Origin of the sequence: Atlantibacter sp. RC6, from assembly GCF_014193285.1 — a bacterium.
In the GTDB taxonomy this organism is placed as follows: Bacteria; Pseudomonadota; Gammaproteobacteria; order Enterobacterales; family Enterobacteriaceae; genus Atlantibacter.
This window is the reverse complement of the sequence record NZ_JACHZE010000016.1, coordinates 20,513-41,997: the sequence shown is the minus strand read 5'-3', so window position 1 is coordinate 41,997 and position 21,485 is coordinate 20,513. Positions and strand designations below refer to the sequence as shown.

27 protein-coding genes and 1 other annotated feature are annotated in these 21,485 nt (G+C 54.0%); of the genes, 13 read left to right on the top strand and 14 right to left on the bottom strand.

All coding sequences use genetic code 11. The features are described 5' to 3' along the window. Window positions 1-12 precede the first annotated feature (12 nt). Window positions 13-138 (top strand) — a sequence feature (Phe leader region). Together pheL and pheA are read left to right on the top strand one after the other, a co-directional pair. After that, window positions 14-61, top strand: a complete 48-nt coding sequence (gene pheL, locus FHW74_RS22255; protein WP_125294913.1) for a pheA operon leader peptide PheL — start codon at window positions 14-16, stop codon at window positions 59-61. Its footprint overlaps the feature before it by 48 nt. 21 nt (window positions 139-159) lie before the next feature. After that, entirely contained in the window at window positions 160-1,320 is a 1,161-nt protein-coding gene (pheA, locus tag FHW74_RS22250) for a bifunctional chorismate mutase/prephenate dehydratase (RefSeq protein WP_183172471.1), read from the top strand. A 38-nt stretch (window positions 1,321-1,358) separates the two neighbouring features. Here the strand turns inward: pheA and tyrA are convergent, their stop codons facing one another. Beyond that, window positions 1,359-2,480, bottom strand: a complete 1,122-nt coding sequence (gene tyrA, locus FHW74_RS22245) for a bifunctional chorismate mutase/prephenate dehydrogenase (RefSeq protein ID WP_183172470.1) — start codon at window positions 2,478-2,480, stop codon at window positions 1,359-1,361. A gap of 9 nt (window positions 2,481-2,489) precedes the next feature. Beyond that, complete coding sequence (gene aroF, locus FHW74_RS22240) at window positions 2,490-3,560, bottom strand: 3-deoxy-7-phosphoheptulonate synthase AroF (protein ID WP_183172469.1); 1,071 nt, start codon at window positions 3,558-3,560, stop codon at window positions 2,490-2,492. Between the two features lie 276 nt (window positions 3,561-3,836). Here aroF and FHW74_RS22235 point away from each other — a divergent pair, with 276 nt between their 5' ends. The 4 genes from FHW74_RS22235 to FHW74_RS22220 all read left to right on the top strand — a co-directional run bounded on the left by FHW74_RS22235 (window position 3,837) and on the right by FHW74_RS22220 (window position 6,602). After that, the gene (locus tag FHW74_RS22235) at window positions 3,837-4,211 is read left to right on the top strand and encodes a DUF2799 domain-containing protein (RefSeq protein ID WP_183172468.1); all 375 of its coding nucleotides are present in this window, start codon (window positions 3,837-3,839) and stop codon (window positions 4,209-4,211) included. Window positions 4,212-4,363: 152 nt separating this feature from the next. Next, on the top strand, window positions 4,364-4,888 hold the full coding sequence (locus tag FHW74_RS22230; RefSeq protein ID WP_183172467.1) for a YfiR family protein: 525 nt from the start codon (window positions 4,364-4,366) through the stop codon (window positions 4,886-4,888). Beyond that, window positions 4,881-6,101, top strand: coding sequence for a diguanylate cyclase DgcN (gene dgcN / locus FHW74_RS22225; protein ID WP_183172466.1), 1,221 nt, complete (start codon window positions 4,881-4,883; stop codon window positions 6,099-6,101). The genes FHW74_RS22230 and dgcN overlap by 8 nt, the downstream gene beginning before the upstream one ends. An 18-nt stretch (window positions 6,102-6,119) precedes the next feature. Further along, window positions 6,120-6,602 (top strand): OmpA family protein, encoded by a 483-nt coding sequence (locus tag FHW74_RS22220; protein ID WP_183172465.1) that lies wholly within the window; start codon window positions 6,120-6,122, stop codon window positions 6,600-6,602. 3 nt (window positions 6,603-6,605) lie between these two features. Here the strand turns inward: FHW74_RS22220 and FHW74_RS22215 are convergent, their stop codons facing one another. The 9 genes from FHW74_RS22215 to ffh form a co-directional block, all read right to left on the bottom strand. Beyond that, on the bottom strand, window positions 6,606-7,985 hold the full coding sequence (locus FHW74_RS22215; protein WP_183172464.1) for a PepSY domain-containing protein: 1,380 nt from the start codon (window positions 7,983-7,985) through the stop codon (window positions 6,606-6,608). 53 nt (window positions 7,986-8,038) lie between these two features. Next, window positions 8,039-8,401 (bottom strand): DUF2946 domain-containing protein, encoded by a 363-nt coding sequence (locus FHW74_RS22210; RefSeq protein ID WP_183172479.1) that lies wholly within the window; start codon window positions 8,399-8,401, stop codon window positions 8,039-8,041. A 210-nt stretch (window positions 8,402-8,611) separates the two neighbouring features. After that, complete coding sequence (locus tag FHW74_RS22955) at window positions 8,612-8,794, bottom strand: hypothetical protein (RefSeq protein ID WP_238406809.1); 183 nt, start codon at window positions 8,792-8,794, stop codon at window positions 8,612-8,614. Between the two features lie 43 nt (window positions 8,795-8,837). Beyond that, entirely contained in the window at window positions 8,838-9,488 is a 651-nt protein-coding gene (locus tag FHW74_RS22205) for a hypothetical protein (protein WP_183172463.1), read from the bottom strand. 132 nt (window positions 9,489-9,620) lie between these two features. Further along, window positions 9,621-9,968, bottom strand: a complete 348-nt coding sequence (rplS, locus tag FHW74_RS22200) for a 50S ribosomal protein L19 (protein ID WP_002437770.1) — start codon at window positions 9,966-9,968, stop codon at window positions 9,621-9,623. Between the two features lie 148 nt (window positions 9,969-10,116). After that, window positions 10,117-10,902: a tRNA (guanosine(37)-N1)-methyltransferase TrmD gene (gene trmD, locus FHW74_RS22195; protein ID WP_183172462.1), complete on the bottom strand. Its 786-nt coding sequence runs from the start codon at window positions 10,900-10,902 to the stop codon at window positions 10,117-10,119. A 30-nt stretch (window positions 10,903-10,932) separates the two neighbouring features. Further along, complete coding sequence (gene rimM, locus FHW74_RS22190; protein ID WP_183172461.1) at window positions 10,933-11,481, bottom strand: ribosome maturation factor RimM; 549 nt, start codon at window positions 11,479-11,481, stop codon at window positions 10,933-10,935. An 18-nt stretch (window positions 11,482-11,499) separates the two neighbouring features. Continuing rightward, entirely contained in the window at window positions 11,500-11,748 is a 249-nt protein-coding gene (gene rpsP / locus FHW74_RS22185) for a 30S ribosomal protein S16 (RefSeq protein ID WP_002437767.1), read from the bottom strand. Between the two features lie 246 nt (window positions 11,749-11,994). Continuing rightward, on the bottom strand, window positions 11,995-13,356 hold the full coding sequence (gene ffh, locus FHW74_RS22180; RefSeq protein WP_125294812.1) for a signal recognition particle protein: 1,362 nt from the start codon (window positions 13,354-13,356) through the stop codon (window positions 11,995-11,997). A 168-nt stretch (window positions 13,357-13,524) separates the two neighbouring features. On the opposite strand from ffh, the gene FHW74_RS22175 reads away from it, so the two are divergent. Continuing rightward, the gene (locus tag FHW74_RS22175; protein ID WP_183172460.1) at window positions 13,525-14,316 is read left to right on the top strand and encodes an inner membrane protein YpjD; all 792 of its coding nucleotides are present in this window, start codon (window positions 13,525-13,527) and stop codon (window positions 14,314-14,316) included. A gap of 13 nt (window positions 14,317-14,329) precedes the next feature. Next, window positions 14,330-15,616: an HlyC/CorC family transporter gene (locus FHW74_RS22170; protein WP_183172478.1), complete on the top strand. Its 1,287-nt coding sequence runs from the start codon at window positions 14,330-14,332 to the stop codon at window positions 15,614-15,616. Window positions 15,617-15,649: 33 nt separating this feature from the next. Here FHW74_RS22170 and grpE read toward each other — a convergent pair whose 3' ends face one another. Further along, window positions 15,650-16,240, bottom strand: a complete 591-nt coding sequence (gene grpE / locus FHW74_RS22165) for a nucleotide exchange factor GrpE (RefSeq protein WP_183172459.1) — start codon at window positions 16,238-16,240, stop codon at window positions 15,650-15,652. Window positions 16,241-16,360: 120 nt separating this feature from the next. Between grpE and nadK the strand changes: the two genes are divergently transcribed. From nadK to FHW74_RS22145, 4 genes are all read left to right on the top strand, one after another. Further along, window positions 16,361-17,239: an NAD(+) kinase gene (nadK, locus tag FHW74_RS22160; RefSeq protein WP_183172458.1), complete on the top strand. Its 879-nt coding sequence runs from the start codon at window positions 16,361-16,363 to the stop codon at window positions 17,237-17,239. Between the two features lie 85 nt (window positions 17,240-17,324). Beyond that, window positions 17,325-18,986, top strand: a complete 1,662-nt coding sequence (gene recN / locus FHW74_RS22155) for a DNA repair protein RecN (protein WP_183172457.1) — start codon at window positions 17,325-17,327, stop codon at window positions 18,984-18,986. Between the two features lie 218 nt (window positions 18,987-19,204). Continuing rightward, complete coding sequence (gene bamE / locus FHW74_RS22150) at window positions 19,205-19,543, top strand: outer membrane protein assembly factor BamE (protein WP_183172477.1); 339 nt, start codon at window positions 19,205-19,207, stop codon at window positions 19,541-19,543. Between the two features lie 48 nt (window positions 19,544-19,591). Then, complete coding sequence (locus tag FHW74_RS22145; RefSeq protein ID WP_183172456.1) at window positions 19,592-20,095, top strand: ClbS/DfsB family four-helix bundle protein; 504 nt, start codon at window positions 19,592-19,594, stop codon at window positions 20,093-20,095. A 5-nt stretch (window positions 20,096-20,100) separates the two neighbouring features. Here FHW74_RS22145 and FHW74_RS22140 read toward each other — a convergent pair whose 3' ends face one another. Together FHW74_RS22140 and FHW74_RS22135 are read right to left on the bottom strand one after the other, a co-directional pair. Further along, entirely contained in the window at window positions 20,101-20,391 is a 291-nt protein-coding gene (locus FHW74_RS22140; protein WP_183172455.1) for an RnfH family protein, read from the bottom strand. After that, the gene (locus tag FHW74_RS22135; protein WP_203124251.1) at window positions 20,381-20,818 is read right to left on the bottom strand and encodes a type II toxin-antitoxin system RatA family toxin; all 438 of its coding nucleotides are present in this window, start codon (window positions 20,816-20,818) and stop codon (window positions 20,381-20,383) included. The genes FHW74_RS22140 and FHW74_RS22135 overlap by 11 nt, the downstream gene beginning before the upstream one ends. A gap of 151 nt (window positions 20,819-20,969) precedes the next feature. On the opposite strand from FHW74_RS22135, the gene smpB reads away from it, so the two are divergent. Beyond that, entirely contained in the window at window positions 20,970-21,452 is a 483-nt protein-coding gene (smpB, locus tag FHW74_RS22130) for an SsrA-binding protein SmpB (RefSeq protein ID WP_183172453.1), read from the top strand. Window positions 21,453-21,485 lie beyond the last annotated feature (33 nt).

Below are 21,485 nucleotides of genomic sequence, written 5' to 3'. Positions count from 1 at the left end.
CAAGGAACATGTTATGAAACAACTGCCGTTCTTCTTCGCATTCTTTTTTACCTTCCCCTGAACGGGAGGCTTTTCGTCATGTGATAAAGAATGCGAAGACGAACAAACAGGCCTCCCAAATCGGGGGGCCTTTTTTATGACTATAAAAAAGGTAGCGTTATGACAGCGGAAAACCCTTTACTGGCTTTGCGGGATAAAATCAGCGCATTAGATGAAAAGTTACTGGCGCTGCTAGCCGAGCGTCGCACCCTGGCGGTGGAAGTTGGCAAAGCCAAGCTCGCCACGCATCGCCCGGTGCGGGATATCGACCGCGAGCGCGATCTGCTGGATAAGCTGATTACCCTCGGCAAAGCCCACCATCTTGATGCGCATTACATCACCCGCCTGTTTCAGCTGATTATTGAAGATTCTGTCCTCACCCAGCAGGCGCTGCTTCAGCAGCATCTCAACCAAACCAATCCGCATTCGGCACGCGTGGCGTTTCTTGGTCCAAAAGGATCGTATTCGCACCTGGCGGCGCGTCAGTATGCGGCTCGCCATTTTGAGCAGTTTATTGAAAGCGGCTGCGCCAAATTCCATGAGATTTTTAACCAGGTGGAAACCGGCCAGGCGGATTACGCGGTGGTGCCGCTGGAAAACACCAGCTCCGGCGCGATTAACGATGTCTACGACCTGCTCCAGCACACCAGCTTGTCTATCGTTGGCGAGTTAACCATTCCTATCGATCACTGCGTACTGGTATCGGGCTCTACCGATCTGGATAGCATTGAAACTATCTACAGCCATCCGCAGCCGTTCCAGCAGTGTAGCCAGTTCCTGAACCGCTATTCACACTGGAAAATTGAGTATTGTGAAAGCACGTCCGCCGCCATGGAAAAAGTGGCGCAGATAAAATCGCCGAAGGTGGCGGCGCTGGGAAGCGAAGCCGGCGGCGCGCTGTATGGCTTACAGGTGCTGGAGCGCAATCTGGCGAACCAGACGCAGAATATCACCCGCTTTGTAGTGCTGGCGCGCAAAGCGATTCACGTTTCCGATCAGGTCCCCGCGAAAACCACCCTGCTGATGGCGACTGGCCAACAGGCAGGTGCCCTGGTGGAAGCGTTACTGGTGCTGCGTAATCACAACCTGATCATGACCCGTCTGGAATCGCGCCCCATAAACGGCAACCCGTGGGAAGAGATGTTTTATCTGGATGTGCAGGCTAACGTTCAGCAAGCGGAAATGCAGCAGGCGCTGCGCGAACTCACCGATATCACCCGTTCAATGAAAGTGCTGGGCTGCTATCCCAGCGAAAACGTGGTGCCGGTCGATCCGGCATAATCCATAAAAAAGCCAGCGAATTCGCTGGCTTTTTCAGTTTACTGGCGGCTATCGTTGGCCTGACGCAGCAGCGTCCGGCTTTCGCTCTGGAAGCGCTGCGCGTAATCGCCAAACCAATGTTCGACTTTGCGGAAGCTGTCGATAAACGCCTGTTTATCGCCCTGCTCCAGTAAGCCAATCGCCTCGCCAAACCGCTGGTAGTAGCGCTTAATCAACGCCAGATTATCTTCCGACGACATAATGATATCCGCGTACAGCTGCGGGTCCTGAGCGAACAGCCGCCCAACCATCGCCAGCTCAAGGCGATAAATTGGCGATGAGAGCGCCAGCAGTTTTTCCAGCTGCACATTCTCTTCCGCCAGATGCAGGCCATAGGCGAAGGTCGCGAAGTGACGCAGCGCCTGGATAAACGCCATATTCTGGTCATGCTCCACAGCGCTGCTGCGGTGCAGACGCGCGCCCCATACCTGAATCTGCTCCAGGAACCACTGATAGGCTTCCGGCTGGCGTCCGTCGCAGTAGACCACCACCTGTTTCGCCAGGCTACCGCTGTCCGGGCCAAACATGGGGTGCAGGCCCAGAACCGGACCGCTATGCGCGCCCAGCATCGCCTGTAACGGACCATTCTTCACCGACGCGAGATCGACGAGGATACAGTCATCCGGCAGGCGCGGCAGTTTAGCGATCACCTGTTCGGTCACGTGGATCGGCACGCTGACAATCACCATACCGGCGTCGGCAACCAGGGCTTCCGCCTGCGGCCAGTCCTGCGGTTCCAGAATACGCACCTGGTAGCCAGACAGCTGTAGCATCTTCTCAAACAGACGCCCCATTTGCCCCGCCCCGCCGACAATCACTACCGGGCGCAGCGTCGGATGCAGCGTTTTAAAACCTTTGTCATTTTCATGCGCATAGGATTCGCGCATCACCCGGCGCAACACGTCTTCAATCAGATCTGGCGAGACGCCAAGCTGCTCGGCCTCCTGACGCCGGGACGCCAGCATCGATGCTTCGCGCTCCGGCACATAAACCGGCAGGCCATAGCGGCTTTTCACTTCGCCCACTTCAGAAACCAGCGCCAGTCGGCGCGCCAGCAGCCCCAGCAGCGCCTGATCCACTTCATCGATTTGATCGCGCAATGCGGTCAACTCTGCAACCATAATAACCTCTTAAGCGAAACGCGCCGCGAGCGTACCGTTCAGATCGATGTGGATTTCCTGCAGCAGCGCGTCGGTGGTTTCCCAGCTGATACAGGCATCGGTCACCGATACGCCGTATTTCATTGCGCTGCGCGGTTGTTCAGAAGACTGATTGCCTTCAAAGAGATGGCTTTCAATCATCAGGCCGATAATCGAACGGTTGCCATCCTTAATCTGCGCGACGACCGATTCGGCGACGCCCGGTTGGCGGCGGTAGTCTTTGTTTGAATTACCATGGCTGCAATCTATCATCAGCGCCGGACGGAGTCCCGCTTGTTCCATCTCTTTTTCACATTGCGCCACGTCCGCCGGGCTGTAGTTCGGCGCTTTACCGCCGCGCAAAATCACATGCCCATCCGGGTTGCCCTGGGTTTGCAGCAGGCAAACCTGGCCCGCCTGGTTAATACCGACAAAGCGGTGAGACTGCTCGGCGGCGCGCATGGCGTTAATCGCCGTCGCCAGGCTGCCGTCGGTGCCGTTTTTAAAGCCTACCGGCATGGAAAGACCTGACGCCATTTCACGGTGGGTTTGCGATTCAGTGGTGCGCGCGCCAATGGCGGACCAGCTAAACAGATCGCCCAGGTACTGCGGGCTGTTGGGGTCCAGCGCTTCGGTCGCCAGCGGCAGCCCCATATTGACCAGTTCCACCAGCAGGCTGCGGGCGATTTTCAGGCCAGCTTCGACATCAAACGAGCCATCCATGTGGGGATCGTTAATCAACCCTTTCCAGCCAACGGTGGTACGGGGTTTTTCAAAATAGACGCGCATTACCAGATAAAGTGTATCGCTGACTTGTTCGGCAAGGGTTTTAAACCGACGAGCATATTCAATGGCCGCTTCGGGGTCGTGGATCGAGCAAGGTCCACACACCACCAGCAGACGCGGATCGCGCCCGGCAATAATATTGGCGATCGTCTCACGGGAGTGCGCAATTTGCGCTTCCTGTTCCAGCGTCAGCGGGAATTCTGCCTTCAGTTGATCCGGAGTAATCAGAACCTGTTCATCAGCGATATGAACGTTATTCAGCGCGTCTTTTTGCATGATTGCGACCCTTAAATTTGCTCGTTTGCGATAGTCTTTACCTCACTGAGGTAAGCGTACCTTACCATAAGCGGTAAACATTTCAATCCACAACTCGTAAATTTTTCGTTACAAAAGCAATTTTAAGCCATTTTTATGCGCCTTAATCAGCACCAGAATGTAATTATTTATTTACACTCTGCATATTCAATCACCAGAACGCAAAAAAACTAAGCGGCTTATTCGCTTTTTGCGCTACGTTTTGCATAAGCACTAACACACCTTAAGGCTGCGGCAATGCGTCATGTAATGGTAATTCTCGGCATCCTGCTGGCTACCGGTTGTCAAATCGATCCCTACACCCATGCGCCGACGTGGAGTGACCGGAACTGGTATGAGATCGGCGTTGATGATGCGATGTCCGGCAGCCTGGCAAAAGATCGGCAGCGGCTTTACCAGGATTATGATGACGCGCGAATTGATATGACGGCATATAAAAAGGGCTATCTACGCGGCCAACAGCGGTTATGTCAGGATGATTTTTTATACGTCTGGGGACTGAGCGGCAGAAGTTTCCCGGCAACGTGCGAAAACCTCGAGCAAAGTTCTCAATTACGCGCACGCTGGAAAGAAGGCGATACGGGTGCCAGCGAAGATTCGCTACTAAATTGAAGCACTTGACTGTTCGCTGATAGTGCTACCGGCTCGGTCTCTGCGACTGACTGGCGTGCCGATAATGACGAACCCAGCGGTAAATGGTATTATCCCAGGATATATTCTGTAACAACCATTACTGCGTCACCGTTTTAGCTGGGATCCACAACATGCCTGTGCTGCACTTCCGAGCGATTTGTTTTGTATTGATGATAGTGGCAATACCTTCGATAGCGGAACTGCCTATACCTGACGCAAATAATGATGCAGCTGTTCAACGTATTGTATCGGGCATAATTAGTTATACCCGCTGGCCCGCTCTTTCAGCGGCACCGCGTATATGTATTTTTAGCTCCTCCCGGCTGGCGAAATTGGTTAACGATAATATTACGCCGTTATCTTTTACGCCGGTCATCGTTGAAACCCGTGAACAGGCATTAGCGTCGCAATGCGACGGTATTTATTTTGGAAAAGAACAACCGGAAGAACAGGCGGAATTAATCGAAGCCTATCAGCCACGCCCTTTATTATTAATTGCGGAACAAAATACTCAATGCCTGATTGGCAGCTCGTTTTGCCTGAATATTAATGTTACCCCGGTTAAATTTGCGGTAAATCTTGATTCTTTGTCCCGTAGCGGTGTACGGGTCAATCCAGACGTACTGATGCTCGCACGGAATAATAGTCATGACTAAGGATATCAACTCTATGCCTCGGCCAACGTTCAAAAGAACGTTGCGACGCATCAGCATGATAAGCGTCGTGATTACTATGATTATCGCCTGGCTGCTGCTTTCCGTCTCATCCATGCTGACCCTGAAACAATACGCCCAGAATAACCTCCGTTTACTGAGCGTTTCCATCAGCCATACGCTGGAAGCGGCCATGGTATTTCGTGATGGCCCGGCGGCCTACGACACCCTCGCCGCTCTTGGCGGACAGAGGCAATTCGCCAGCGCGCAGGTGGTGGACACCAACGGGGAAGTTATTGCCGACTGGTCAGGCACGCCAGAAAACGATCGCGATGTGATGGGCGGGCTGGTGAGTAAATGGGTATTCCCGACGCCGATAGTTCAGCCGATTTATCACAATGGTAAAGTGCTGGGCGAAATCCGCCTGACCGCCATGGATAATATTATTACCCACTTTGTCTGGACCTCGCTCGGCGTGCTGACCGCCTGCCTGATCCTGGCCTCCTGTATCTCCCTGTCGATTACGCGTTATTTGCATAAAGGTATGGTTAACGCGCTCAACAATATTACCGAAGTCGCTCATGACGTGCAGACTAACCGTAATTTTTCCAGACGGGTATCCGCTGAGCGCATAGAAGAATTTCACCGTTTCGGGCAGGACTTCAATACGCTGCTGGACGAGATGGAAACCTGGCAAACGCAATTACAGCGTAAAAATGCCTCGCTGTTGATCAGCGCCACCCACGATCCGCTGACTGGCCTGGCCAATCGCACGGCGTTTCGCCAGGCTGTTGAGACCATGATGAATGACAGAAGCCGTAAAATCGACGCGGCGCTGCTGTTTATGGATGGCGATAACTTCAAATATATCAATGATACCTGGGGTCATGCGGCAGGCGATCGCGTACTGATTGAAGCCGCTCAGCGCTTACGCAACTTTTCAGGGGAAACGCACAGCGCCTATCGGTTGGGCGGCGACGAGTTCGCCATTTTGCTCACCGGCGTTCACTCTACCGAAGAAATACTGATGTGCATTACCGATTTACGTCAGGCGTTGCTGCCGCCAATTTTGTTGAACAATGGCGAAACGACGGCGCTATCAATGAGCATCGGCTACGCGCTGGCGAAGTGTACGGCGACGCCGGAAGCGCTAATGGAGATCGCCGACAAGAACATGTATCACGACAAGAGTAAGCGCCGCCTGGCGTTTGGATAATCACAAAGGAAGGTCATTATGTTGCCCCGCTTTTTCGCTCCCGCCGTTCTCGCTGCATTTCTGTTAACCGGCTGCCAGACGCCGCAGGGAAAATTCACCCCTGAGCAGGTCGCAGCCATGCAGTCTTACGGCTTTAGCGAGAGTAATGGCGACTGGTCGCTGGGCTTATCAGATACCATTTTGTTCGATAAAAACCAATATCAACTGCGTCCCGAAAGCTATCGCCAGATTGAAACCATGGCAGCCAATCTTTCTTCCCATGGTTTAAAACACGCGCGTATGGACGGCCACACCGATAATTACGGCGAGGACAGCTACAATGAAGCGCTTTCCCTTAAACGGGCTAATATTGTGGCCGACGCATGGGCGAAAGGCGCCAATCTGCCGCGCAGCAATTTTACGACCCAGGGGTTGGGTAAGAAATTCCCTGTCGCCAGCAACAAAACCAGTAAAGGACGTGCCGAAAACCGTCGCGTTGCGGTGGTCATCAGCACGCCCTGAGGCTTAGTTTACGGCAGGTGCGGTAGCCTGACGGCGCTGCGCCCGCTTCCAGCGTACAACATCAATCAACAAAAACAGCAGGATGCTGCCCCCCATCACCGGCATGGCGTACCCTGCCGCAGCCGTAATAGCCAGTACGCAGGCACGTCCGATAACGGAAAGCTGCAACCAGGCATCGCACAGCGTTTGCGCCGGATTCTTTGCTGCCGCAGCCGGGCGTCGCAGCCACCACTGCCGGTAACCCATGACAATCAGTACGCACAGGGCGACACCAAAGGCCACCAACGCCAGTTGATTAATCAGCCCGAACAAGACGCCCATATGGAAATCCACACCCCAGCGGGTAAGCTTCGCCATTAAGGGGAATTGGGTGAAGTCAGTCTTATCGATTACCTGCATGGTTTCGCCATTTATCGCCACCGCATCAACCTGTGTCGGCCAGCGCCGGTCAATCTCCGTGACCGTCCAGGCCTGGTTATTGCTACGCGGTGGGCGAATCTCTACCAGGCTGGCATGAAGGCCGTTTTGCTGCGCCAGATTCATCACGTGATCGAAATCGGCGCTATTGATTGTCTGCGCAGCCATCGCGTGCTGGTGGTGCTCATGATGCCCGGCGTGCGGATCGGCCACCGCCGCCTCGCCGGCTATTACCGTATTGACCTGCGGCGTCATCCAACCCAGCGCGGCGCGCAGTTTATCGACGTTGCCACCCGCATACTGTGACCAGGTGAGCCCCGTCGCGGAAAAGAGCAGCAGACCTGCCAGCAATACCAGGCCCAGCATGATATGCAGCTGCCTTGCCGCCATAAACCGGCTGCGTTTGACCGGCTTACGCTTGCGTGCAGGCCGCGTCGCCCACCACAGAACAATGCCGCCCAGCGCCGCGATCCACATCCATGATGCCGCCAGCTCGCTGTATATCCGCCCGATATCCCCTAACAATAACGAGCGGTGCAGATAATCAATACTCTGCCGCAGCGGAAGTATTCCGCTGGTGCCATAAACGGTCAGATCGCCCTTGACCGCGAGCGTAACCGGGTCGACGAAAATCGCCCGATGCTCCGATACGCTCAGCGACGGATCGCTGAACATTACCCGCGTGGTTTGGCCCGCTTCCAGGCCGGGTCTGACCGCATGTAAGCGCAGCGCATGGCGGGTGAACTGTTCTGCCACGTCAACCTGGCGGGCAAGCGGCTGCGGCTCTCCCTCCCGGCTGCCGTTCAGCGCCGATGCGTAAACAATATTTTCCAGTTGGGGCGTCGCCACATAAAGCGTGCCCGATAGTGCCGCCACAAAAATAAACGGGCCGACAAATAAGCCAATAGCAAAATGGAGCCGTCGCAATAGCGTGATCCACGCCTGGCGTTGGGTGCAGGTGGTCATACTTTTCCTTTTTATAAAGTACGGGTGGTCCCTCCTGTGGAGAGACGTCATAGTCACAATGAAAGGGAATAAGCAGACGCTACCGGCGGCGCTCGGGGTGCGGGCCGCAGCCAAATCAGAGAAGAATAAACAACAGCGACGGCGGGGTAACTCGCCCGCCCAATATGGCGCAACAGCGCATAAACCAGCGCCAGGGCAAGAAGTAACATCCCCGGCACATGGCTTAACAGCACGCAGTAGCCACAGGCCTCCGCATGATCGACCATTGTCAGGCCAGGGGAATGAACATGTTCTGCCATGCCGTCATGCATGGGCATCGCGTGATGATGCAGAGAATGGGAGGGCGGAGCCGCGTCGGTGACACGGGCGTTATGGAGAGATATCGAGATGAGCGGCGCAACGAGAATCAACAGCATGGCAAACAGCGCCGCCCATGCCGCTCTTTTCGTGTTGTGTGATTGCGCTAAACCCGTCGTCACGTCCCCTCCGGAAGAGAGGGCATTGTAAATGATTTGCGTCCAGAAGGTTAATGAAAATGCCCTTCAAAACTTAAAAGCTGCTTCAAGAAAGCAGCTTTTTGCATTGCGGTTGTATAACGCATAAATTTGCTTAAAGCAAAGCAGCCATTAACGACATACCTTTTTTGAACGGCTGATGCTGCCGTCATTACATACAAACTTACCGTCAGCAGTACAGTGCGAGACGCCCCCTTTTGATTTAGAACAAGGGTAATTAGCAGCGTTACTAAACGCAGATGCACCGAATAAAGCTAAAAAAAGAGGGAAGAGAAATAAGGCACGGACTTTCATCGCCAGGTTCCTTGTCAAAATGTTGCTATCAGAGTTCGGCCATTTAGCGCTTTTGCTGATGCTCTTCATCTAAAAGCTTCCATGGTTGCTTAACTCCACTTTTAATCGCATCCGCATAATGCCCTACTAAATCAGCAGTTTCTTTGCTATGCCGCACAAACATGCCGAGGGCATAAAGCCCATTCCTGCTGAGATCGACCTCCACCAGGAGAAGGTCAGGTACAAAATAAACCGTCCGGCCTGAAAGGGTGCGTAAGTAATATTTTTTAAATAGCACCCATTTCTGATAATAAATATTTGCACCAATTTCTAAGGCATTTTGTTCCGGGAAATAAATCACTTGCCAGTCCAGGCGATGGTCTGATTCGTCGTGCAGTAACGTATAGAGGCCCTCCGCGCCCTGGCTTTGAATGATGTTAAGCGCTGCCTGAAACTGTTTTTTACCGCGACGAAATTTAATACCCAGAAAAAGTATCATCCCGCCAGCCAATAACGCAAAGTTAATTACGACAACAATAACCCACCATGTTCCGGTGCCCGACTCTGCAATCAGCGAGGCAAGAATCATACTTGTAACAAGCGCCGCCAGTTGCCAAAGAGTACTTGTGAGAACCCGTTGTTTTTTGGCTTTCCAGGCATAGTAGCCCATAAATGCGATGAATAACCCGTAAAAAAAGAGGAGTGACCTGTCCATTATTTTCCCATCCTTGCGAAAAAATCTTTATTGCTGCGGCTATCAGAATTCTGCAAACAAAAAAACAAGGGGCTGGCATAACGCCAACCCCTTGTATTTGCACTAACTTATTGGATGTCGCTTAAGCGAATCTTAGTTCAGGCGCTCTTTAATACGAGCTGCCTTACCAGTACGCTCACGCAGGTAGTACAGTTTAGCTTTACGAACGGCACCACGACGTTTAACAGCGATGCTGTCAACTACCGGTGAGTGAGTCTGGAATACACGCTCAACACCTTCGCCGTTGGAAATCTTACGAACAGTGAATGCAGAGTGCAGACCGCGGTTACGGATAGCGATAACCACGCCCTCAAATGCCTGCAGACGTTTTTTGGAACCTTCAACAACCCATACTTTCACTTCCACGGTATCACCCGGACGGAAGGAAGGTACGTCCTGCTTCATCTGCTCTTGTTCAATTTGCTTGATAATGTTGCTCATAATTTAATCTCTTATCCTGGGTAAACTGATGTATCGGGGGCGTTACGCCATCCCATCATGTCTATACACGTCGCCCTTCAGGCTGCCTCATCGTTGGCTGCCTTCATTCACCTCAGTCACTTACTTAAGTAAACTCCTGAGGATTCATTCAGTTGCCGCCTCGATGCAACCTGCATGTCTCGTGTATATGTTGCTGTTTTGCGTGTTCAATTTTAAACTCCGCCAGCAACCTTGCTTGCTCTTCAGTCAGAGCCAGGTTTTCCAAAAGTTCAGGTCTTCTAAGCCAGGTACGACCCAGTTGCTGCTTCAAACGCCAGCGACGAATTTCGGCGTGGTTACCCGACAGCAAAACTGCCGGTACTTCCATCCCTTCCAGTACTTCAGGGCGGGTGTAATGTGGGCAATCCAGCAATCCGTCAGCAAATGAATCTTCAATTGCCGATGCTTCGTGACCCAGCACCCCCGGAATAAACCGGGCGACCGAGTCAATCAGCGTCATTGCGGGTAACTCACCACCACTGAGAACGTAATCGCCGATTGACCATTCTTCGTCAATTTCGGTTTGGATCACGCGCTCATCAATCCCTTCGTAACGGCCACAAACCAGAATCAACTTCTCGTTTGTCGCTAACTCACTGACGCCTTCTTGATCAAGCTTGCGTCCCTGAGGTGAAAGGTAGACAACTTTCGCGCCTTCGCCCGCCGCAGCTTTTGCGGCATGAATGGCATCCCGTAAGGGCTGCACCATCATTAACATCCCCGGTCCGCCGCCGTAAGGACGATCGTCCACGGTACGGTGCCGGTCATGAGTGAAATCACGCGGACTCCAGCTCTGGATGCTCAGCAGGCCATTTTTTACTGCCCGGCCAGTTACCCCGTAATCGGTAATTGCGCGGAACATCTCAGGAAACAGGCTAATTATGCCAATCCACATAGCGCCGTCTTTTACCGTATTCAGAAGTATTTAAAAACCAGGATCCCAATCTACTTCGATGGTTTGAGTAGCGAGATCGACTTTCTTGATAACCTGCCCATCGAGGAACGGAACCAACCGCTCCTTGATGCCGAACGCATCTTTCAGGTTTGCCTTGATGACGAGAACGTCATTCGACCCGGTTTCCATCATGTCGATGACTTTACCGAGCTGATATCCCTGCGTGGTCACTACCTGGCAACCGATAAGGTCTTTCCAGTAATAGTCACCCTCTTCGAGACTGGGCAGTTGCGTTGAATCGACCACAATTTCGCAATTGGTGAGCAGATTCGCGGCATCCCGATCGTCAACGCCTTTCAGCTTGATGATCAGATCCTGATTGTGGTGCTTCCAGCTTTCCAGCTGTATTGGCTGCCACTGACCCGCCTTCTGGATAAACCAGGGCTGATAGTCAAAAATGCTTTCAGCGTCTTCGGTGGAGGAAAACACTCTGAGCCAACCACGGATACCGTAGCAGGAGCCCATTTTCCCGAGAACAATCGGGTTAACAGGTGCCTTTGCGGTTTCTTGCTTGCTCATCATGACCACCGTGACAGATTAAGCTGCTTTTTTTGCTGCTTTGATCAGCGCGGAAACGCGATCGGAAACGGTAGCGCCCTGGCCAACCCAGTGCTCAATGCGGTCCAGATCCAGGCGGGTGCCTTCTTCTTTTTCGCTGGCGATCGGGTTGAAGAAACCAACGCGCTCAATGAAGCGACCGTTGCGTGCATTACGGCTGTCGGTCACGACAACCTGGTAGAACGGACGCTTTTTCGCGCCGTGACGTGCTAAACGAATAGTTACCATAACATCCTCTATAGTGAATAAAACACCAGGCCCCCTCGAGGGAAGGAGCCCGGTGTCATATTAAAAGCCCGAAAATTTTACTCATTTTCAGCTAAAAAGCAATCAGCAGATGAGATTAAACGGGCTGAAGGCCGTCGGCGGTGCAGCCAGTTTGGCGACGGCGTGCGCACAGCCGCCGGAGCGTACACGCAGTACGTGACGGTGGCGAGCACACCCCGGCGTCAAAATGGCAAACAAGCCAGGCCGTTATCTACCCGGGAAGCCTGGCGGCATCATCCCTTTCATCCCTCGCATCATCTTCGCCATCCCGCCCTTCTTCATTTTCTTCATCATGCGCTGCATGTCGTCGAACTGTTTCAGAAGGCGGTTAACGTCCTGCACCTGCATACCGCAACCGGCGGCGATGCGGCGCTTGCGTGAGCCTTTGATGATGTCGGGGTTGGCGCGCTCTTTCAGCGTCATGGAGCTGATAATGGCTTCCATCCGCACCAGCACTTTGTCGTCCATCTGGGACTTCACGTTATCCGGGATTTGCCCCATGCCCGGCAGCTTACCCATCAGGCTCGCCATGCCGCCCATGTTTTTCATCTGCTTGAGCTGCTCAAGGAAATCGTTCAGGTCAAAGCCGTCGCCTTTTTTCAGCTTATTCGCGAGTTTTTCCGCCTGGGCGCGGTCGACCTTGCTTTCGATATCTTCAATCAGCGACAGCACATCGCCCATGCCGAGAATACGGGAAGCGATACGATCTGGATGGAACGGCTCCAGCGCTTCAGTTTTTTCACCGACGCCGAGGAATTTGATCGGCTTGCCGGTGATATGGCGAATAGAGAGCGCCGCACCGCCGCGGGCGTCGCCGTCGACTTTGGTCAGCACCACGCCGGTCAGCGGCAGCGCTTCGTTAAAGGCTTTGGCGGTATTCGCCGCATCCTGGCCGGTCATGGCGTCGACCACAAACAGGGTTTCTACCGGATTAATCGCGGCATGAACCTGTTTGATTTCGTCCATCATCGCTTCATCGACGTGCAAACGACCGGCGGTATCCACCAGCAGCACATCGTAGAATTTCAGTTTGGCTTCTTTCAGCGCCGCGTTAACGATATCAACCGGCTTCTGCGCCACATCGGACGGGAAGAAATCAACGCTAACTTGCTGCGCCAGGGTTTCCAGCTGTTTGATCGCCGCCGGGCGATACACGTCGGCGGACACCACCAGCACCTTTTTCTTGTGCTTCTCGCGCAGGAATTTACCGAGCTTGCCGACGCTGGTGGTTTTACCCGCCCCCTGCAAGCCCGCCATCAGCACGACCGCAGGCGGTTGCGCCGCGAGGTTCAGCGACTGGTTCTCTTCGCCCATCGCCGAAACCAGCTCGTTACGGACGATTTTGACGAATTCCTGGCCTGGGGTCAGGCTTTTATTGACTTCATGACCCACCGCTTTTTCTTTCACGCGGTTGATGAATTCACGCACCACCGGCAGCGCCACGTCGGCTTCCAGCAGCGCCATGCGCACTTCGCGCAGGGTCTCTTTGATGTTGTCTTCGGTCAGGCGTCCGCGGCCGCTGATATTGCGCAGCGTACGCGACAAACGATCGGTTAAATTATCAAACATGGTCTTTTGCCTAAGAGGTCACATTAAGGCCGCCACAGCGACTCTGATTCAGAATGGCCCGGAGTATAACACGATCGGTGTATTGAGTGTGCTGCAACGGTTGGAGCCTGAGTCACGTAACGGTATACTGATTTACTTTCCTTTCTGGCGAATGAACGACACCCTTATATGCCTTTTTTCGCACTACTTGCGCTCGTCGCGTACTCCATCAGCCTGGCGCTGATTATTCCCGGCCTGCTTCGAAAGAACAGCGCATGGCGTCGTATCGCCATTATTTCTGCGGTGATTGCGCTGGTAAGCCATGGCCTGGCGCTGGAAGCGCGTATCTTTCCGGCGGACGGCTCCGGTCAGAACCTGAGCCTGCTCAACGTCGGCTCGCTGGTAAGTTTGCTGATCTGTACCGTGATGACGATTGTCGCCTCGCGCAATCGCGGCTGGCTGCTGCTGCCCATCGTTTACGCCTTTGCGCTGATAAACCTGGCGTTTGCCAGCTTTATGCCTAACGAATTTATCACTCACCTGGAAACCACGCCGGGGATGATGGTGCATATTGGGCTGTCGCTGTTTGCATACGCCACGCTCATTATCGCCGCGCTGTATGCGCTGCAACTGGCATGGATTGATTATCAGCTCAAACATAAAAAACTGGCGTTTAATAACGAAATGCCGCCGCTGATGACCATTGAGCGTAAAATGTTCCATATCACCCAGGTGGGCGTGGTGCTGCTAACGTTAACGCTCTGCACCGGCCTTTTCTATATGCGTAACCTGTTTAGCCTGGAAAATATCGACAAAGCCGTGCTGTCGATTATCGCCTGGTTTGTGTACATCATTTTGCTCTGGGGCCATTTCCATGAGGGCTGGCGCGGGCGGCGCGTCGTATGGTTTAACGTGGCGGGTGCCGCCTTGTTAACGCTGGCTTACTTCGGCAGCCGCGTTATCCAGGAATTCGCTGGCTAACTAAGGATCTCCCCTGGAACATATCTCGACTACCACGCTAATTGTCTCCCTGATCGTAATGGTGGTGGTTTCCGCCTACTTTTCAGGGTCGGAAACCGGCATGATGACGCTTAACCGCTATCGGTTGCGTCATCTTGCCAAACAGGGTAACCGCGCCGCCCGGCGCGTGGAAAAACTGCTGCGTAAGCCTGACCGCCTGATTAGCCTGGTGCTGATCGGCAATAACCTGGTCAATATTCTCGCCTCGTCCATCGCCACTATCGTCGGTATGCGCCTGTACGGTAACGCGGGCGTGGCTATCGCCACCGGCGTGCTCACCTTTGTGGTGCTGGTATTCGCCGAAGTGCTGCCAAAAACCATTGCCGCGCTGTATCCCGAAAAAGTCGCCTTTCCCAGCAGCGTGCTGCTTGGCCCGTTGCAAATCGTGATGATGCCGCTGGTCTGGCTGCTGAATACCGTGACGCGCATCCTGATGCGCATGGTCGGGATTAAAGTGGATAACGTGGTGAGCGCGGCGCTGAGTAAGGACGAACTTCGCACTATCGTCAATGAATCCCGCTCGCAGATTTCCCGGCGCAACCAGGACATGCTGCTGTCGGTGCTGGATCTCGAAAAAGTCAGCGTTGACGACATTATGGTGCCGCGTAATGACATCGTCGGCATTGATATCAATGACGACTGGAAATCCATTGTCCGCCAGCTTACGCACTCGCCCCATGGCCGCATTGTGCTGTATCGGGACTCGCTGGATGACGCTATCAGCATGTTGCGGGTGCGCGAAGCGTACCGGCTGATGACCGAGAAGCAGGAGTTTACCAAAGAGATGCTGCTGCGCGCCGCCGATGAGATTTACTACGTGCCGGAAGGCACGCCGCTCAGCACCCAGTTGATCAAATTCCAGCGTAATAAAAAGAAAGTCGGCCTGGTGGTGGATGAGTATGGCGATATCCAGGGCCTGGTCACCGTCGAAGATATTCTTGAGGAAATTGTCGGAGACTTCACCACCTCTATGTCGCCGACCCTTGCAGAAGAGGTCACGCCGCAAAACGACGGTTCGGTGATTATCGAGGGTGGCGCGAACATCCGCGAGATCAATAAAGCCTTCAACTGGCATCTGCCGGAAGACGAAGCGCGCACCGTTAACGGGATGCTGCTGGAAGCGCTGGAAGAGATCCCCGCCAAGGGTACCCGGGTGCGCATCGCCCAGTATGATATCGATATTCTCGACGTGCAGGACAATATGATCCGCCAGGTACGGGTAATACCGGTAAAACCGCTGCGTCAGAGCGTAGAAGAGTAAAAAAACCCGCCGGTCGGCGGGTTTTCATTATGGTCAGGCTTTCGCCTTCGCCACGGTCACCATCGCGGCGCGAATAGTGCGGCCATTCAGGGTATACCCTTTTTGCATCACCATCAGCACATTGCCAGGCGCAACGTCCTCGGACTCCACCATAGCAATCGCCTGATGCACGTTTGGATCGAGCGGAACGTTGGTATCGGCAATCACTTCAACGCCGAATTTACGCACCACGTCCAGCATGGATTTCAGGGTCAGTTCAATGCCTTCAATCATGGCGCTCATATCCGGGTTGGCTTTATCCGCCACTTCCAGCGCGCGATCCAGACTATCGATAACCGGCAGCAGTTCGTTGACGAACTTTTCGAGCGCGAATTTATGCGCTTTTTCAACATCCTGCTCGGTGCGGCGACGCATATTATCCACTTCGGCTTTAGAACGTAACACCGCGTCACGCTCGCGCTGTTGAACTTCCGCTAGCTGCGCCTGCAGGTTAGCAATCTGTTCATCGCGCGGATCCACCTGTTCAGCCGTTTCTGCGGTTTCCACCTCTACCGCCTCGTGCTGTTCCGTGATGACCTCTTCCGGGGCTTGCCCGTCAGGCGTTTTCTGTTCTTTACTACTCATGAAATTCTCCGCGTTTCTTAGCATTCAACTCGCTGGTTCGCTTATTATGGGGATCAGTTTACGGGTTTCAAGGGAACCGGGCAGATTGTCGCAGGCTAAATCACAAAGGATCACCAGAAAATGAATAAACATTTCAATTGCATTGGTATTGTTGGGCATCCCCGTCACCCAACCGCGCTCACCACGCATGAAATGCTCTGGCGATGGCTTAGTGAAAAAGGCTATGAAGTCATTATTGAGCAACAAATCGCGCATGAGCTCAAGCTTAAAGGCGTCAAAACCGGCACACTGGCGGAAATAGGCCAACAGGCGGATTTAGCCGTGGTGGTGGGCGGAGATGGCAATATGCTGGGCGCAGCGCGGGTGCTGGCGCGTTACGACATCAAAGTCATCGGCATCAACCGTGGCAATCTCGGCTTCCTCACCGACCTCGATCCTGACAACGCCCAGCAGCAGTTGGCCGACGTGCTCGAAGGGCACTATATCGCTGAAAAACGCTTTTTGCTGGAAACCCAGGTGTGCCAGCAGGATTGCCAGAAGCGCATCAGCACTGCCATCAACGAGGTGGTGCTGCACCCGGGAAAAGTCGCCCATATGATTGAGTTTGAAGTCTATATTGACGAGAAATTCGCCTTTTCTCAGCGCTCCGACGGGTTAATTATCTCTACGCCGACCGGTTCAACCGCCTACTCGCTTTCCGCCGGCGGGCCGATTCTGACCCCCTCGCTGGACGCAATCACCCTGGTGCCGATGTTCCCGCATACGCTTTCCGCGCGCCCGCTGGTGATTAACAGCAGCAGCACCATTCGGCTGCGCTTTTCACATATCAGCAGCGATCTGGAGGTGAGCTGCGACAGCCAAATCGCCCTGCCGATCCAGGAAGGCGAGGACGTGTTAATCCGCCGCTGCGACTATCACCTGAATCTTATCCATCCTAAAGATTACAGCTATTTCAACACGCTAAGCTCCAAGCTGGGGTGGTCAAAAAAATTATTCTGAAACCGCACTCCCCTCTTTACTGTATAAGGAACCAGTATATACTGTATGCATAAACAGCAATGTTCTTTTATACAGGAAAGCGGTTATGCTGGCACAACTGACCATCAGCAATTTCGCTATTGTTCGTGAACTTGAAATCGACTTTCACGGCGGGATGACCGCCATTACCGGTGAAACCGGGGCGGGTAAATCCATCGCGATTGACGCGCTCGGCCTGTGCCTGGGCGGACGCGCCGAAGCCGATATGGTGCGCGCTGGCGCTTCCCGTGCCGATCTCTGCGCCCGTTTCTCGTTAAAAGATACCCCCGCCGCCCTGCGCTGGCTGGAAGAAAACCAGCTTGAAGACGGAAGTGAGTGCCTGCTTCGCCGCGTGATCAGCAGCGATGGGCGTTCACGCGGTTTTATTAACGGCACTGCGGTCCCGTTGTCACAGCTGCGCGAGCTGGGTCAGTTGCTGATTCAAATCCACGGCCAGCACGCGCATCAATTGCTGCTTAAGCCTGAACACCAACGCACCTTGCTGGATGGCTACGCCGGTGAGCATGCGCTTACTCAGCAAATGGCCCAGCACTATCGCCAGTGGCATCAAAGCTGCCGCGATCTGGCGGCTCACCAGCAGCAGAGCCAGGATCGCGCCGCGCGCGCCGAACTGCTGCAATACCAGCTAAAAGAGCTTAATGAATTCTCCCCACAGCCGGGCGAATACGAGCAGATCGATGCCGAATACAAACGACTGGCCAATAGCGGCCAGTTGCTCTCTTCCGGGCAGCAGGCGTTACAGCTGATTGCCGATGGCGAAGACGCCAATATTCAAAGCCAGCTTTACTCGGCCCGCCAGTTGCTCGCCGAACTGGCCGGTATGGATGAAAAGCTGTCCAGCGTGCTGGATATGCTGGAAGAAGCGGCAATCCAGCTTACGGAAGCCGGCGATGAACTGCGCCATTACTGTGATCGTCTGGATATGGACCCCAACCGTCTGTATGAACTGGAGCAGCGCCTCTCCCGGCAAATTAACCTGGCGCGCAAGCACCGTATCGCGCCGGAAGCGCTGCCTGCGTTCCATCAAAGCCTGCTGGATGAACAAGCGTTGCTTGATGGCCAGGCCGATTCGCTGGAGGCCTTAACGGAAGCGGTGGCCGTACATCACAAGCTGGCGCTGGAAACCGCTAAAAAACTGCATGACAGCCGCCGCGTTTATGCCAACGAGCTGAGCCAGTTGATTACCGAAAGTATGCACTTACTTTCTATGCCGCATGGTCGTTTAAACATTGAGGTGGCGTTTGAAGAAAATCACCTCACCGCCGATGGCGCTGACCGGATTGATTTCCGCGTCACCACCAACCCGGGCCAGCCGTTGCAGCCGCTGGCGAAAGTGGCGTCCGGCGGCGAGCTCTCCCGCATCGCGCTGGCGATTCAGGTGATCACCGCCCGTAAGATGGAAACCCCGGCGCTGATTTTCGACGAAGTGGACGTAGGTATCAGCGGCCCGACGGCGGCGATTGTCGGCAAAATGCTGCGTCAGCTTGGCGAATCCACCCAGGTTATGTGCGTGACTCACCTGCCGCAAGTGGCGGGCTGTGGGCATCAACACTTCTTTGTCAGCAAAGAGACCGATGGCGCAATGACGGAAACCCACATGCAGCCGCTGGACAAGCGCGCTCGCCTGCAGGAGCTGGCCCGTTTACTGGGGGGTAGCGAAGTGACTCGCAATACCCTGGCCAATGCCCGCGAACTGTTAGCGGCCTGATGATTTCCCGGCGGTGCGCGAAGCTTTCGCGCACCGTTGGTTAAATTACCACCAACTCCCCCGGTGAAAATCCGTTATAGCGACTTTTCACCAACTTTTTTCCACTCTCGCGGTCATACTGAAGCGCCTAAGGTTTTAAACTGGCTGAAGGTTTATTATTATCGGCAAATTATCCATGAGCCACAGACTGCTCGGGCCCGAAAAGGAATCACATGACTATGCGCTGTAAAACGCTGACTGCTGCTGCGGCGGCCCTTCTGATGCTGACCGCTGGTTGTTCCACGCTGGAGCGAGTGGTGTACCGCCCGGACATCAACCAGGGCAACTACCTGACCACTAACGACGTATCGAAAATCCGCGTCGGGATGACACAACAGCAGGTTGCGTATGCACTGGGCACCCCAATGATGAGCGACCCGTTCGGCACCAATACCTGGTTCTACGTGTTCCGCCAGCAACCGGGGCACGAAAGCGTCACGCAGCAAACGCTGACGCTGACCTTCAACAGCAGCGGCGTGCTGACTAACATTGATAACAAACCCGCGCTCATCAAATAACGCGTTCAAAAGGTGCCACCTGGCACCTTTTTTTATGGGGTAAATAGCGTGTCAATACCTGAAAATAAAAAACAGCTGCTGGCGGCGATGACTAAAAACTGGGATGCGTTACAAAAAAAACTCAGCCTCGTTCCCGCCGAACAAGCTTATATCACGCAGCTCGACGGTCACGTCAGCGGCACGCAAATGAGCGTGGCGAATCTGGTAAGTTATCTCATCGGCTGGGGAGAACAGGTGCTGTACTGGCATCAGCAGGAACGCGCCGGGCAAAATATCGATTTTCCGGCCAGCGGTTATAAATGGAACGAATTAGGCAAACTGGCGCAAAAATACTATGCCGATTACGCCTCTATTACTTGCTGGTCGGCATTACTTGAAAAGCATGCCGATACCCACCGCAAGCTACTTGAGCTGGTGGAAAGCTACAGTGACGACGCGCTGTATGGTATCCCCTGGTACAACACCTGGACGCGCGGCCGTATGATCCAGTTCAATACGGCGTCGCCTTATAAAAACGCCGCCACACGGCTCAACGCATTAGTGAAAAAATGATGGCGTCACTTCTTCGCCGTTTTTTCCGCGCGCTGGCGGCGCAACTCTTTCGGGTCAGCGATTAATGGCCGGTAGATCTCCACCCGATCGCCATCGGACAGCACGTCGGTGAGCTTTACTGGCCTGCTGTAAATCCCCACCTTATTTTTCGCCAGATCGATATCGGTACGCAGCGCCAACAGGCCCGAGGCGTGGATCGCCTGCTCGACCGTTGCGCCCTCTTCCAGCGTCACGCGCCGCAGATACTGCTTTTCCGGCAGCGCGTAGGCCACTTCAACCGCGATCTTAGCTGGCACTGTAAACCTCTTTCGCCCGTGCCGAGAACGCCTGAACCATACTGCCTGCCAGCTCTTTAAACACCCGGCCAAACGCAAGTTCGATCAGCTTGCTGGTGAACTCAAAATCAAGCTGGAACTCAATGCGGCACGCTTCCGGGCTGAGCGGGGTAAACTTCCAGCCGCCCATCAGGCGCTTAAACGGCCCATCCACCAGATGCATCAAAATGCTCTGGTTGCTGGTCAGGGTATTGCGGGTGGTGAACGTTTTACTGATCCCGGCTTTCGAGACTTCCACCGCCGCTGTCATTTGCGTTGCGGAGGATTCAAGCACCCGGCTGCCCACGCAGCCCGGTAAAAATTCCGGATAGGATTTCACATCATTCACTAATTGGTACATCTGCTCGGCGCTGTATGGCACCAGGGCAGTGCGGCTAATCTGAGGCATAGCGTTTCCTGTCGTTCTGCAACCTGCCAAGAATAGCATTTATCCCGGGTGAAACAAAAACTCTCCCGCCTAAGACGTGCTACTATAACGGCTTTCTGCCCCTGTGGATGGGGTGTTTTTTAAGGTCGGATTACGTATACTGAGTGCCATTATGACGAAGAAAAAAGCACACAAACCGGGTTCTGCCACCATCGCGCTCAACAAACGCGCCCGTCACGAATACTTTATCGAAGACGAATTTGAAGCAGGCCTCGCCCTTCAGGGCTGGGAAGTAAAATCCTTACGCGCTGGAAAAGCCAATATCGGCGACAGTTACGTCATCTTAAAAGATGGCGAAGCCTATCTGTTCGGCGCCAACTTTACCCCACTTAACGTCGCCTCCACGCACGTGGTCTGCGACCCCACTCGTACCCGTAAGCTGCTGCTGAATCAGCGCGAACTCGACAATCTGTATGGCCGCATCAACCGCGAAGGTTACACCGTGGTTGCCCTGTCGCTGTACTGGAAGAACGCCTGGTGCAAAGTCAAAATCGGCGTGGCGAAAGGTAAGAAACAGCACGACAAGCGCTCGGATGTTAAAGAGCGTGAGTGGCAGGTGGATAAAGCCCGCATTATGAAAAACGCGGGCCGCTAATTCTTTCAAATCCCAACCCTGCGGTTGGGATTT

Bases quoted from the DNA above. Each gene is read 5' to 3' on its own strand.
- FHW74_RS22215 (WP_183172464.1), bottom strand. From the start codon at position 7,985: ATGACCACCTGCACCCAACGCCAGGCGTGGATCACGCTATTGCGACGG.
- FHW74_RS22955 (WP_238406809.1), bottom strand. From the start codon at position 8,794: ATGAAAGTCCGTGCCTTATTTCTCTTCCCTCTTTTTTTAGCTTTATTC.
- trmD (WP_183172462.1), bottom strand. From the start codon at position 10,902: ATGTGGATTGGCATAATTAGCCTGTTTCCTGAGATGTTCCGCGCAATT.
- FHW74_RS22135 (WP_203124251.1), bottom strand. From the start codon at position 20,818: ATGCCTCAGATTAGCCGCACTGCCCTGGTGCCATACAGCGCCGAGCAG.
- aroF (WP_183172469.1), bottom strand. From the start codon at position 3,560: ATGCAAAAAGACGCGCTGAATAACGTTCATATCGCTGATGAACAGGTT.
- pheA (WP_183172471.1), top strand. From the start codon at position 160: ATGACAGCGGAAAACCCTTTACTGGCTTTGCGGGATAAAATCAGCGCA.
- rimM (WP_183172461.1), bottom strand. From the start codon at position 11,481: ATGAGCAAGCAAGAAACCGCAAAGGCACCTGTTAACCCGATTGTTCTC.
- rplS (WP_002437770.1), bottom strand. From the start codon at position 9,968: ATGAGCAACATTATCAAGCAAATTGAACAAGAGCAGATGAAGCAGGAC.
- bamE (WP_183172477.1), top strand. From the start codon at position 19,205: ATGCGCTGTAAAACGCTGACTGCTGCTGCGGCGGCCCTTCTGATGCTG.
- FHW74_RS22205 (WP_183172463.1), bottom strand. From the start codon at position 9,488: ATGGACAGGTCACTCCTCTTTTTTTACGGGTTATTCATCGCATTTATG.
- nadK (WP_183172458.1), top strand. From the start codon at position 16,361: ATGAATAAACATTTCAATTGCATTGGTATTGTTGGGCATCCCCGTCAC.
- rpsP (WP_002437767.1), bottom strand. From the start codon at position 11,748: ATGGTAACTATTCGTTTAGCACGTCACGGCGCGAAAAAGCGTCCGTTC.
- FHW74_RS22210 (WP_183172479.1), bottom strand. From the start codon at position 8,401: ATGCTGTTGATTCTCGTTGCGCCGCTCATCTCGATATCTCTCCATAAC.
- FHW74_RS22235 (WP_183172468.1), top strand. From the start codon at position 3,837: ATGCGTCATGTAATGGTAATTCTCGGCATCCTGCTGGCTACCGGTTGT.
- FHW74_RS22220 (WP_183172465.1), top strand. From the start codon at position 6,120: ATGTTGCCCCGCTTTTTCGCTCCCGCCGTTCTCGCTGCATTTCTGTTA.
- tyrA (WP_183172470.1), bottom strand. From the start codon at position 2,480: ATGGTTGCAGAGTTGACCGCATTGCGCGATCAAATCGATGAAGTGGAT.
- grpE (WP_183172459.1), bottom strand. From the start codon at position 16,240: ATGAGTAGTAAAGAACAGAAAACGCCTGACGGGCAAGCCCCGGAAGAG.
- dgcN (WP_183172466.1), top strand. From the start codon at position 4,881: ATGACTAAGGATATCAACTCTATGCCTCGGCCAACGTTCAAAAGAACG.
- smpB (WP_183172453.1), top strand. From the start codon at position 20,970: ATGACGAAGAAAAAAGCACACAAACCGGGTTCTGCCACCATCGCGCTC.
- FHW74_RS22230 (WP_183172467.1), top strand. From the start codon at position 4,364: ATGCCTGTGCTGCACTTCCGAGCGATTTGTTTTGTATTGATGATAGTG.
- recN (WP_183172457.1), top strand. From the start codon at position 17,325: ATGCTGGCACAACTGACCATCAGCAATTTCGCTATTGTTCGTGAACTT.
- FHW74_RS22175 (WP_183172460.1), top strand. From the start codon at position 13,525: ATGCCTTTTTTCGCACTACTTGCGCTCGTCGCGTACTCCATCAGCCTG.
- ffh (WP_125294812.1), bottom strand. From the start codon at position 13,356: ATGTTTGATAATTTAACCGATCGTTTGTCGCGTACGCTGCGCAATATC.